Here is an 11791-nt window from a genome sequence, read left to right as displayed (position 1 = left end):
GCCGGTCCGGCGGTCCCGGTCGCCGACCGGGCGACGGCGGCCAGCGCCTGCTTGCCCAGCCGGGGTTCGCGGCCGCCGGGGTGCCCGGGGCGCAGGGCGTACGAGGCGTGCTCGCCCACCAGCGCCCGCCGCGCGTCGTTGTACGGGCGGGAGAGCAGATCGGCGAGCGGGACGTCCGCGCCCGCGTCCCCGTACCACGCCTCCCGGTCGGCCATGGCCAGCTTGCTGCCCTCGATGAGGGTGTGCAGGTAGTCGGGCGTGCCCAGGTCCTCCGCGCCAAGACCGACCGGCAGCAGGGCGAGTTGCTGGAGGAAGACCGGTCCCTGGCTCCACGGCCCGGCCTTGCACACGGTCCAGCCGTTCCACGTGTACCGGACGGGATCCTCGTACGTGGCCTCGAAACCGGCGAGGTCGTCGCCGGTGAGCGTGCTCGCGTGGCGTTCCCCGGAGGAGTCCATGGCGGGCCGGGCCGCCGCGGCGGCCAGCTCCTCGGCGATGAAGCCCTCGCGCCACACCCGGCGGGCCGCGTCGATCTGCGCCTCCCGCCCCGGTCCTGCCGCCTCCGCCTCGGCGACGAGCCGCCGCCAGGTGGCGGCCAGCGCGGGGTTGGTGAGCAGCCGCCCGGGCGCGGGCGACCGCCCGCCCGGCAGATACAGCTCGGCGGACGTCGTCCACTCCGTCTCGAACAGCTCCCGCACGGTCTCGACCGTCTCGCCGACCCGCTCCACCGCGGGGTGGCCGTGCTCGGCGTACCCGATCGCGTACCGCAGCACCTCGGCGAGCCGCCGCGTCCCGTGGTCGCGCAGCAGCAGCATCCAGGCGTCGAAGGCGCCGGGGACGGCCGCGGCCAACGGGCCCGTGCCGGGCACCAGGTCGAGGCCGAGCCCGGTGTAGTGGTCGATGGTGGCCCCGGCGGGCGCCGGGCCCTGCCCACACAGCACGGTGGGCGGGGACCCCGCCGGGGCGAGGATCACCGGCACCTCACCGGCGGGCCCGTTGAGGTGCGGCTCGACCACGTGCAGGACGAACCCGGCGGCGACGGCCGCGTCGAACGCGTTGCCGCCGTCCTCCAGGACGGCCATGGCGGACTGCGAGGCCAGCCAGTGGGTGGACGACACCATGCCGTACGTGCCCTGGAGGGTGGGCCGGGTGGTGAACATGCAGCTCCCTGAGGGTGGCGGCCGAGGTGCGGCCCAGCATCGCGCACCACCCGCGCACCGGTCCACGGTGCGCTCAGCCCGCCGTGCGGGTGTGCCCCAGGATCGCGTCGGCGAGCGGCCCGAGCACGGCCGGGGGCAGGGCGTGGCCCATGCCGGGGATCTCCACGAGCCGGGCACCGCCGATGACCTGGGCCAGGTGCTGCGGATGCGGCAGCGGGAACACCGGCTCGGCGGTGGGTGCGAGGACGAGGGTGGGCACCTCGGTCGCGGCCAGGGCGTCGGTGCGCACCAGCCCGGACTGATCGGCGCGGGCGTGCGCGCCCGAGGTGTCGTAGCGCCCGGTGTGCTCGATGATCCCGCGCTCCAGCTCCCGGAACCAGTCGGCGTCGAAGGGGATGTGGTCGCCGTTCAACAGCTTCCAGTGCCGGACCCGCCGGTCCAGCTCGGCCTCCAGCCCGTGATCCTCCACCGGCCGCGCCCACTCCTCCAGGATCCGCGGATCCACCCCGGGCAGCTCCTCGACGGGGACCCGGGTCCCGTCGGGCGCGACGTACGGGGTGGTGCTGCACGCGGCGGTGCCCAGCAGGGTGGCGCTCAGCACCCGCTCGGGATGGTCGGCGAGGACGAGCTGGGTGAGGATGCCGCCCAGCGACATCCCGACGAGATGCGCCCGCTCGACCCCCAGCCCGTCCAGCACCGCGACCACGTCCTCGGCCAGGTCGGCGATCCGGTAGGGGTCCTGCTCGTAGGACCAGCTGGAGCGGCCGGTGTCGCGGTGGTCGTAGCGGATGACGCGGTGGTGCTCGGCCAGCGCGTCGACGAACGGCTCGGGCCAGCCCAGCCCGGCGGCCTGGGCGCCCATGACCAGCAGCAGCGCCGGGGCATCCGCGGGCCCCCGCTGCTCGGTCCAGAGCCGGACGCCGGGGGCGGCTTCGACATACGCGGTGTGTCTGTGCGCGGTGTGCATGGGCGTGGTCCTCTCGGCGCGGACGAACGGACGAGCAATGGAACGAGACGTATCGTCTCGTCACGTGCGCGCGCTGTCAAGGACTATTTCGCCGCAGGCAGAGCGGTCTTGGCTGACCGGTGGGCGGGACGCTTCTACGCTGAGGGGATGAGCAGCCACGCGCCCAACTCAGCCCGCGTCATCCCCCTGCGCCCCGTCCCCGCGGCCAAGGAGCCACTCTGGCGGGACGTCGTCGGGGACGTGCTGCGGCGGGAGCGGCTGGCGCAGCAGCGCACGCTGAAGGACGTCGCCGACGCGGCGCGGATCTCGATGCCGTACCTCTCCGAGCTGGAGCGGGGCCGCAAGGAGGCGTCGTCGGAAGTCCTCGCGGCCGCCGCCCGCGCGCTCGGTCTGGGGCTGGCCGATCTGCTCGCGCTGGCCCAGGTCGAGATCATCCGGCTGACGGGGGCGGGGGCGCGGCCGGGCAGGACCGGCGCCGCCGCCCCGCAGGCGCGGCTGAACTCCCATCAGGGCGAGGCCCGGCTGCGGCTCGCCGCCTGAGGCGCCACGTGGCTCGCCGCGCCGCTCGTCGCCCGAGGACCCCCGTGCCCCAGGTCAGGCGGCGCGGACCAGCCGCCTCGACAGCACCTCGTCGGCCAGCCCGTACGCCACCGCGTCCTCGGCCGTGAACACCTTGTCGCGGTCCATGTCCGCGCGCAGCTTCGCCACGTCGTGCGGGGTGTGACGGGACAGCACCTCCTCGACCTGGGCGCGGATGCGCAGCATCTCCTTGGCCTGGAGGCTGAGGTCGGACACCGTGCCGCGCGCCCCGCCGGTCGCGGGCTGGCCCAGCAGGACCCGGGAGTGTTCGAGGACGAAGCGCCGCCCGGGGTCGCCCCCGGCCAGCAGCACGGCCGCGGTCGAGGCGGCCTGGCCGACGCAGAACGTCGAGATCGGGGCGGTCACGAAGGTCATCGTGTCGTAGATCGCCATGAGCGAGGTGTACGAGCCGCCCGGCGAGTTGAGGTAGATCGCGATCTCCTGCTCCGGCCCGGCCGACTCCAGGTGGAGCAGCTGCGCGATGACGACGTTGGCGACGCCGTCGTCGATCTCCGTACCCAGGAAGATGATCCGCTCCGAGAGCAGCCGGCTGTAGATGTCGTACGCGCGCTCGCCCTGCGTGGTGCGCTCGACCACGGTCGGAATCGTGTACTGGCCCATGTCCTCAGATCCCCATCCGTCGTCGCGAACCGCCCGGCCGCACATCGCTCAGCGACTCCACGATGCGGTCGACCATCCCGTACTCCTTCGCCTGTTCGGGCGTGAACCACCGGTCCCGGTCGCCGTCGCGGGAGATCGTCTCCCGGGTCTGGCCGGTGTGCTCGGCGGTGATGCGCTCGATGGCCTTCTTGGTGAACTCCAGGTTCTCGGCCTGGATCGCGATGTCGGCGGTCGTCCCGCCGATCCCGGCCGACGGCTGGTGCATCATGATCCGCGCGTTGGGCAGCGCGTACCGCTTGCCCGCCGTGCCGACCGTGAGCAGGAACTGCCCCATGCTGGCCGCGAACCCCATGGCGAGGGTCGCGACGTCGTTGGGGATCAGCCGCATCGTGTCGTAGATCGCCAGCCCGGCCGTCACCGAGCCGCCGGGGCTGTTGATGTAGAGGCTGATGTCGGTGCGGGGATCCTCCGCCGACAGCAGGAGCAACTGCGCGCAGACCCGGTTCGCGGAGACCTCGTCCACCTGGGTGCCGAGGAAGACGATCCGCTGGGTGAGGAGTTGCGCGGCGAGGTGGTCGTCGAAGCGTGAGGGCGGCGTATCGCCCTCGTCGGCGCGGGGGCTCAGGGCTGGGTCCCAGCCGGTGAGGGGTGCTGGCATCGGGCCTCCCAAAGGTGGTGACCCGCGGCGGACTTCGCCGCGGTCACTTCACTGTCGGCCCGCACCGGCCGCCGGGACAGCTTTCTCTGCCCGCGGCAGATGTGCCGTCAGCAGACGTCAGCAGACGTCGCGGACGTACCCGTCGTCGTCCGGGGTGGAGACGTCCCGGTCGCGGCGTACGACGGACAGCCGGTCGCCGAAGTCGTCGCAGGCCTTCGCCATCCCCTTGTCCTCGTACTCGACCACGACCACCCGGTCCTTGTACGGCTTCGCGAACGCCCCGCACTCGTCGTATCTGCCGCACTCCTCGACCACCGCGAAGTCCAGCCCGGCCGTCGCGCGGCGCGTGGCGAGCGGCCCGGTGTTCTTCTGCGCGATCGCGAGCCCCAGGTCGTGGGCGCGCTTCGCCAGCAGGGACACATACGCGGTGGCCTGGTCCGCGGTCAGCAGGTCGGGCCAGCGGGTGAAGGTGTCGAGGTTGTCGGGCTCGACGGCGTCGAACCCCTTGTCCGCGCATTCCTCGAACCACGCCCCGACCTTCTCGGCCGCCTCCTCGCGCTTCGCGGCCGTGGTGATGTCGAGCACCGACTCCCCGTCCCACTCGGGGTCTTCGACGACCTCGCCCTTTGTGTCGTGCAGCAGCAGCCGGGACGGCCACTTCTCGTCCGGCTGGGTCTGAAAGGCGTTGACGTAACAGACGTTGTAGAGGCCCGGCGCCGGATCGTCCGCGCGGTCACGGCTCACGATCTCGACACCCTTGGGGGGTTCGTACGCGCCGCCGATCTGGTAGTCCCAGGCGGCGCCCACCGGCGGCAGCTTCACCTTTGGCTCGTTCGTCGTGGTGGTGCCGCAGCCGGACAGCGCCACGACGGCCAGGACCAACGCGCCGATGATGGCGGGCCGCCTGTGCGCGGCGGGGGAGTGGACCATGCTCATGCCTCCTGCGCCACCCGCGCGACCCGGGGCTTGCCCCGGAACACCTGCTCCGTGTGCCACGCGACGTTCTCCGCCGCGACCGGGTCGCTGCCGCGCTGCGGCCCGAGGAGCGAACGGTCGACCAGGTCGAGCACCTGGGACCGGGCCGCCGCACCGCGGCCGACGAACTCCTGGGAGACGATGATGCGCCGGCCGCCGTCCAGGCCCAGCACCCCCCGGTCGAACAGCTTGTGGTGCAGGGAGCACAGGCAGAGCGCGTTGGCGAGGTCGTCCGCGCCGCGGAAGGCCCACCAGCGCACGTGCGCGGCCTCAAGGCCCACCGGCACCCGGCCGATCGCCCCGTCGAATCCGCAGAACGCGCAGCGGTATTCGTAGGCGACCAGCACCTGCCGCCGCAGCTCGGCCGCGCGCCGCCGGTCGCGTGCGGTCACCGTCGTCCCCGCCGCGCCGTCGGCCGACTCCAGGTCGAGCCCGACCGCGGCGGCGATGTCGGTGTGGAGGGAGGGCGGGAAGTGGGTGTCCAGGAGGACGTGTGCCAGCCGCCCCAGCAGGTCCGGCTCCGCGGACAGCGCGGACCGCAGCCCCGGCACCAGCCGCCCCTCCGCGCCGCTCGCCCGTAATGCCCCCACTCCCGAACCGGGGCTGGAGCCGCCGTCGGCCGTGCGCACCTCCCACACCCCGTCGTTGGTCAGGTGGTGGAAGGGGTACGAGGGCGAGGTGTCGCGGGGCGGCCCGTAGTCCCGCAGCAGCTCCTTCAGGTCCCGTTCGATGTCCGCGTAGCGGAGCGCCTGGTCGGGCCCGTGCTGGAACCGGCCCAGGGCGTACAGCATCAGCAGTGGCTTGTGCGGTGCGCGCACCCCGTTGCTGGTCCACTGCCGCAGATTGCCGACGCGCTCGATCCAGTCCATGCCACGGACTGTATGACGGAGCGGCGGCATGTGAGGATCGGCCATCCCACAGCAGTCGCGCGAAACGGTCTTCTCTGATGCTCCGCCGAACGGCCCCTGCGGCCACGCTCGTTATGGCCTCCCTCCTGACACCGGCCCTGGCCTCCTGCGGATCGCCGCAGTCCGCGGCCGACCGCGAGACGAGATACACCCAGGTCATCGAGGACGAGACGCCGCGCGCCCGGGACGTCATCGACGCCGTCGGAGCGCCTTACGAGGCCCTGCGCAGCGATGACGGATCGATGTTGCTGCGCTACAACGCCACCTCCGTGGAGGACGACGAGGGTCCCGGCGCCAACGCCTGGCGCCTGTACGGCCCGGACGGTGACATCGTCGCCGAGCACGCGGAACACATGGACCTGGTGGAGGGCACGGACGAAGACCCGGGCCCCTTCTACGCGGTGCCGGACGGCTTCGTCTTCCTCCCCTCCGTCAAGGACGGGTTCTTCCTCGACGTACGGGGCGAACGGCATCCCGTGAAGTCGTCCGACAAGCCCCTCACCTTCGGGCGTGGCGATGTGCTGCTGTCGTCCGGTGGCAAGCACAGGCTGCTGCGGACCTCGACCCACACCGTGGCGCCCGCGGCGGGCGTGCCCTCGACCCGGGGCCTCACCTTCACCGACCTCGACGAGCGGGGTGTCGCCTGGGGAGTCCGGCAGCCGGACTGGTCCGAGCCGTACCGGGTGACGCGCCGGGAGGGCGGCCGCCCCGACCGGTCCCGGGACCTCCCGGACCGGCTCCTGGGCGAGGACATCGCCGCCCGTGGTGGCACCGCCGCCGTCCCCCTGGAGAAGTCCGTCGGCCGGGACGACACCCTCTTCACCGGGCTCTTCGTGACGACGGACGACGGCAAGAGCTGGCAGACGCTGCGGAATTCGGATCAACTGCCGCTGAACGAATTCAAGAAGGGCATCAGCGAGGTCGAGGTGGAGGTGCTCGATGACGGCCGCGTGTTCATCCAGGGCGACGACGCGACCCCCTTGATCGCCGACACCCCCGCCAACCGCTCCTTCCACAAGATCACCGAGCCTGCCCACCTCACCTCGGTCATCGCACTGGGGAACACCCTCTACGGCATCGCCGACTCCGATGTACCCAGCTATGACCACATCGACGGCGAGGGGCTGTGGCGGTCACAGGACGGCGGCCGCACCTGGACCCGGTTCCCCGGCGAGGGCGACTGACGGCGCTTGTGCGCGGTTCACTCGCCCCAGATCTGCCGGTACGCCTGCCGGTAGCCCTCGGAGTCCCACGACAGGGCGCCGCCGCTGTTGGCGGCGGTGGTGATGTGGACGGGGGCGACGTAGCCGCTGGCGGGCCTGCCCGCGAAGGCGCGGTTGAACTCGTCGACGATCTGCCAGCCCTGCTCGGACAGCGGCTCGGGCACGGTGGCGGCCTGGTGCTGCTTGGTGTTGATGCGTTCGAAGGCCGACGGGTCGCCGTCACCGGCGCCGATGGTGTACGGGGCGCCCGCGCCGTCCTTGCCCGCGGCGCGCAGGGCGGGGGCGGTGTGCTCGAAGTACAGGTCGTTGATGGCGGCGGAGTAGGTCCACTTGTCGCCGTAGCGGGAGAGCAGCGAGCGCACCGCCCCGATGGCGCGGCGGTTGACGTCGGGTATGGGGATGTTCCGGTAGCTCAGCAGCTTGACGTCGGAGCAGGTGGCGAGCTGCTTCTTGATCAGGTCCGACTTGCGCTTCGCGAACGGCACCGTGGCGTCGGTGAACAGGACGACCCCCGCGTGGCCGTCCGACCGGGCGATGATCCAGTCGGCGCTGATCTTCGCGACGTCCTCGACCCGGGAGGTGACGTTGCTGAAGAGTTCCGGCTTCTCGCTGGGGCCGGGGGCGTCGGTGGCGTGCCAGCCGATCAGCGGGATGCCCGCCGCCTTGGCCTTCTCGGCCCCGTCCGCGGCGACTTCCGGGTCGAAGCCGCCGATGACGATGCCGTCCGGCTTGAGGTCGAGGGCCTCCTTGAAGGCGGACCGGATGCCGCTCGGCGTGCCCTGGCCGTTGAGGGTGCGGGCTTTCCAGCCGAGGAGCTTGGCGGATTCCTGGACGCCCTGGGCGACTCCGGCGACGCCCGGGTTGGTGAGGGTCTGGGCGATGAAGACGATGCTCTTCCCGTGGCGGGCCTTCGGGCCGGTCGTGGGGCCCTTCCACGGGGCGTCCACGTCTTCGGCCTTGGCGACCGCCTGCTTGGCCTTGGCGAGGGTGGCGGGGCAGCCGGGCTTCGCGGGACGCGGCTGCGTCGCGGCGGTGCCGGATCCGGGCTCGCAGCCGGTGGTGGCCACGGCCAGGAGCGCGGCGGCTGTCAGGACCGACTTGCGGGTGGCGTGCACGGGTCTCCTCGCGGGGCACTGAGGTTCGGGCCGGTGGTGCGAGGAGACAGGTTACGGGTGCCGGTGCCCCGCGGGGCAGCCCCCGGGAGCGAGCAGCAAGCGACGGGGCAATGGCCTAAACCTGACAAGCGTGGATCTTCGGTAACCGTTGTCGGTGGATGTCTTGCGTGCGTGCGCACACACGGTAGTGTTCACGGCCGGTTGGACGTGTGGCGCAAACTAGTCGCTCGCATGGGCGCGGACGTCGCTCGCGTCACGCTCCCCGGTCGTCGGCGGTCGGCAACAACGACACCTCGGTCACCGCTCAGGAGCACATCGAAGGAGGCCCGGGTGTCTGTGGACACAGAGGACCCGCCGCGCGAACCGGACCCGTCCGGGCGCGCCCCGCGGGAGCCCCGGTTCCGCTGGAGAGCAGACACCCGGAGAGCAGACGCCCGGAGGGCAGACGTCCGGAGGGCGGACGCCCTGCCGCGAACGGAAGCCGTCCTCGACCGATGGCCGTTCCGGCGGAAGCTCAACGTCCTGGTGGTCGTGCCCGTCGTGGTCGTCGGCGTGCTGCTGGGCGTCGGCGCGTACGGCCAGGTGCAGCAGGCCCTGGACGCCGGCCGGACCGCGCAACTGGTGCGCGACAGCGAGCAGGTCACCCGGCTGATCAACGACATCCAGGCCGAGCACCGGCAGGCGCTGCTGCTGGCGGTGGAGCAGGAGTCGGCCCGGCCCGGGGCGGACCTGCCGTCGACCGTCGACTACCGCCGGATGCAGCGGGCCACCGACGAGCAGGCCACCGAGGTGCGTTCCGCGTTCGGCTCGGGCCTGGCGAAGGAGGAGGGCCGGGCCCTCGACTACGTCGGCAGCCTCGGCGTGCTGCGGGACAAGGTCGAGCGGGGCTCGGTGCCCGCCGCCGGTATCGACCCCGCGTACGCCAACGCGGTCGGCTACCTCATCGACGGCATCGGGCTCGACCGCTTCTCCGGCTCCTCGTCGTCCTCGGTGGTCGAGCTGCTCGACACGGTGCTGCGCGCCGACGCCGCCCACGCGGCGTTCGAGAGCGGCGTGTTCTCGGCCCAGACCCGGGACGCCAACGCCCTCACCGAGTACACGCGCGCGGCCGGTGCCCACCGGATCTACGAGGAACAGGCGGATCGTTTCAGCAGAATCGCCGGGCGGCACCAGGTCCTGCGCCTGGAGGGCATCGAGCGCAGCGCCGAGGAGAACGGCTTCGACGCCAAGTTCGCGGAGCTCCAGATCGACCCGGGCTCCCTCCAGGGCCAGTCGCCGCAGTCACTGCGCAAGGCCGTCGCCGCGGGCACCCGGCAGGCCGAGGACCGCCTCGCCATCACCGGCACGCTGACCGCCCAGATCGCCGCCCGCGCCGACAGCCTCTCCGAGGACGCCCTGCGCAAGGCGGTGGCCCTGCTCGGCCTCGCCGTCGTCGGCTTCGCCGCCTGGCTCGGCTTCTCCTTCCTGGTCCGGCGCTCGGTCGTACGCCCCCTGGCGGCCCTGACCGGCGCCGCCCACCAGGTCGTCGAGGTGGCGGGCGAGGAACTCGCCCGCGTCGAGGACGAGGACGACGAGTCCGCCGACAGCACCCCGCTGCGGCCCCGGCCCATCCCCGTACCCGTGCGCGACGAGATCGGCGACCTGGCCGAGGCGTTCAACCAGGTGCAGGTCACCGCCGCGGCGCTGCTGGAACGGCAGGTGCTCAGCCGCCGCAACGTCGGCGAGATGTTCGGAAACGTCGGACGCCGGGTCAGCAACCTCACCACCCGCCAGCTCACCCTGATCGACGCCGTCGAACGCGAGGAACACGCTCCCGAGGTGCTGGAGCGGCTCTACCGCATCGACCACATCGCCGTACGCCTCCAGCGCAACGCCGACAGCCTGATGCTGCTCGCCGGAATCCGGGAAGCCGAGCTGGACGCCCAGCCGACCGCCCTCGCCAACGTCATCCGGGCGAGCCTCGGCCGCATCGAGGGGTTCCAGCGGGTCTCCCTGCGCTCCGAAACCGAGGTCACCGTCGCGCCCGACATCATCGGCGATCTGACGCTGATGGTCGCCGAACTGCTGGAGAACGCGGTCGCGTTCTCCCCGTCCGAGACCCCCGTCGAGGTCGTCGTCCGGCCCGGCACCGACATCACCGCGGACGGCGGCGCGCTGATCGAGGTCATCGACCACGGCCTCGGCATGGGCGCGGAACGCCTCGAAGAGGAGAACGCCCGGCTCATCCGCCGCGAACGCCTCGACCTGGTCCCCACCAAGGTGCTGGGCCTCTTCGTCGTCGGCAGCCTCGCCCGGCGCTGGGGCATCCGGGTCACCCTGAGCCGTACGCCCGGCGGCGGCGTCACCGCCACCGTGTGGATCCCCGACGCGCTGCTGATGGCGGTGAACGCCGGGGACGCGGCGGCCGCGCCGCCGGTGGTCACGGAGCTGGCGCGGACGCCGTCCGGACGCGAGCCCGTCGATTCCGCCGGTTCTGCTGGTTCTGCTGGTTCCGCTGGTTCCGCTCCCGCGTCCACCGGTGCCACGCCGCTGCCCGTACGGACGCCCGCCCCCGCGCCGGAGTCGCGCCAGGCGGCACCCGCGCAGCCCGGCGGCCTGCCCCGGCGCATCCCGAACCGCAAGGGTGCGGAGGGCATTCCGGACCCTGCGGAGCGGGAACCGTCCACCGAGCAGACGCCGTCCCCGACCGGGGAGAAGTCGTCCACGGGGGAGAGGCCCTCCGCCGGGGAGAAGTCGTCCGGCGAGCCCACGTCCCGTCCGCTGCGGCGGCGGGTACGGGGCGCGACGCTCGACAAGACCACCCCCTCGGCCGACCGGGGCATCGCGGCCGTCCGCGCGCCCGCCGACGCCGACGCCGTCCGGTCGGAACTCGACGAGTTCGAGGCCGCCGTACGCAGGGCACAGCAGGACAGTGCCACCACGCCGACCGACCCCGAACCCACGCCATTGCCGCATCAGCAACCCCGGAAGGAGTCGGGCAGTGACCACGCCGACAGGTAAGAGCAGTCCCGCTGGGCAGGAACCCACCGATCTGCGAGCAGCCGCGGCCGACTTCACCTGGCTGCTCGACCGGTTCGCCACCCACACCGCCGGTGTCGTCGATGCCATCGCCGTGTCGTCCGACGGCCTGTTGATCGCCGCGTCCGAGCTGCGTGAACAGGCCGACTCCGAGCGGCTCGCCGCGATCGTCTCCGGCGTCACGAGCCTCGCCGCCGGTGCCTCCGGCAACTACGGCCTGGGCGGCCTCAACAAGGTCATCATCGACCTGGAGGGCGGCCACGTGCTGGTGTCGGCCATCGGCTGCGGCGCCGTCCTCGGCGTGGTGACGACGAAGGAGGCGAAGCTGGGCAACATCGCGTACGAGATGACCCTCTTCGCCAACCGGGCCGGAGCCGCGCTCACCCCCCAGCTCGTACTGGAGCTGAAGAAGAACGCCGCCACCCCCATCATCTGACGCGTGCGCACATGCAGAAGGGGGGCGGCGTGATGGCCACCGATGGCCCGGAGCCGGACGAGACGGCGGACGGCGCGGCCGGGGCGGACGGCGCGGCCGCTGAGCCGGGCCCGCCCGCCGCGCCGGAGCCG

General features: G+C 72.6%; 11 protein-coding genes. 4 read left to right on the top strand and 7 right to left on the bottom strand.

The window, feature by feature from the left end:
- Both EEJ42_RS39530 and EEJ42_RS39525 read right to left on the bottom strand, forming a co-directional pair.
- Nucleotides 1-1160, bottom strand: a 1160-nt coding sequence (locus EEJ42_RS39530; RefSeq protein ID WP_184503491.1) for a gamma-glutamyltransferase family protein, incomplete at its 3' end; no start/stop codon positions are given.
- A 73-nt stretch (nt 1161-1233) separates the two neighbouring features.
- The gene (locus EEJ42_RS39525; protein ID WP_123106984.1) at nt 1234-2127 is read right to left on the bottom strand and encodes an alpha/beta fold hydrolase; all 894 of its coding nucleotides are present in this window, start codon (nt 2125-2127) and stop codon (nt 1234-1236) included.
- Nucleotides 2128-2274: 147 nt separating this feature from the next.
- On the opposite strand from EEJ42_RS39525, the gene EEJ42_RS39520 reads away from it, so the two are divergent.
- Nucleotides 2275-2667, top strand: a complete 393-nt coding sequence (locus EEJ42_RS39520) for a helix-turn-helix domain-containing protein (RefSeq protein WP_123106983.1) — start codon at nt 2275-2277, stop codon at nt 2665-2667.
- A gap of 54 nt (nt 2668-2721) precedes the next feature.
- Here the strand turns inward: EEJ42_RS39520 and EEJ42_RS39515 are convergent, their stop codons facing one another.
- The 4 genes from EEJ42_RS39515 to EEJ42_RS39500 form a co-directional block, all read right to left on the bottom strand.
- Complete coding sequence (locus EEJ42_RS39515; RefSeq protein ID WP_123106982.1) at nt 2722-3327, bottom strand: ClpP family protease; 606 nt, start codon at nt 3325-3327, stop codon at nt 2722-2724.
- Between the two features lie 4 nt (nt 3328-3331).
- Nucleotides 3332-3985: an ATP-dependent Clp protease proteolytic subunit gene (locus EEJ42_RS39510; RefSeq protein WP_123106981.1), complete on the bottom strand. Its 654-nt coding sequence runs from the start codon at nt 3983-3985 to the stop codon at nt 3332-3334.
- Nucleotides 3986-4102: 117 nt separating this feature from the next.
- The gene (locus EEJ42_RS39505) at nt 4103-4921 is read right to left on the bottom strand and encodes an endo alpha-1,4 polygalactosaminidase (RefSeq protein ID WP_123106980.1); all 819 of its coding nucleotides are present in this window, start codon (nt 4919-4921) and stop codon (nt 4103-4105) included.
- Nucleotides 4918-5829: a phosphorothioated DNA-binding restriction endonuclease gene (locus tag EEJ42_RS39500; protein ID WP_123106979.1), complete on the bottom strand. Its 912-nt coding sequence runs from the start codon at nt 5827-5829 to the stop codon at nt 4918-4920. Before EEJ42_RS39500 ends, EEJ42_RS39505 begins: the two co-directional genes overlap by 4 nt.
- Nucleotides 5830-5942: 113 nt before the next feature.
- Here EEJ42_RS39500 and EEJ42_RS39495 point away from each other — a divergent pair, with 113 nt between their 5' ends.
- On the top strand, nt 5943-7052 hold the full coding sequence (locus tag EEJ42_RS39495) for a beta propeller repeat protein (RefSeq protein WP_123106978.1): 1110 nt from the start codon (nt 5943-5945) through the stop codon (nt 7050-7052).
- Between the two features lie 17 nt (nt 7053-7069).
- Here the strand turns inward: EEJ42_RS39495 and EEJ42_RS39490 are convergent, their stop codons facing one another.
- On the bottom strand, nt 7070-8206 hold the full coding sequence (locus EEJ42_RS39490) for a substrate-binding domain-containing protein (RefSeq protein WP_123106977.1): 1137 nt from the start codon (nt 8204-8206) through the stop codon (nt 7070-7072).
- Nucleotides 8207-8536: 330 nt separating this feature from the next.
- Here EEJ42_RS39490 and EEJ42_RS39485 point away from each other — a divergent pair, with 330 nt between their 5' ends.
- Both EEJ42_RS39485 and EEJ42_RS39480 read left to right on the top strand, forming a co-directional pair.
- Entirely contained in the window at nt 8537-11206 is a 2670-nt protein-coding gene (locus EEJ42_RS39485) for a sensor histidine kinase (RefSeq protein ID WP_342778392.1), read from the top strand.
- A complete protein-coding gene (locus EEJ42_RS39480; protein ID WP_123106975.1) occupies nt 11187-11660 on the top strand; it encodes a roadblock/LC7 domain-containing protein in 474 nt (157 codons plus the stop codon). The genes EEJ42_RS39485 and EEJ42_RS39480 overlap by 20 nt, the downstream gene beginning before the upstream one ends.
- Nucleotides 11661-11791: the final 131 nt, after the last annotated feature.

It is taken from the genome of Streptomyces botrytidirepellens (assembly GCF_003721215.1).
In the GTDB taxonomy this organism is placed as follows: domain Bacteria; phylum Actinomycetota; class Actinomycetes; order Streptomycetales; family Streptomycetaceae; genus Streptomyces; species Streptomyces himastatinicus.
The sequence above is the reverse complement of the archived record's forward strand: the minus strand, read 5'-3'. Positions and strand labels throughout refer to the sequence as shown.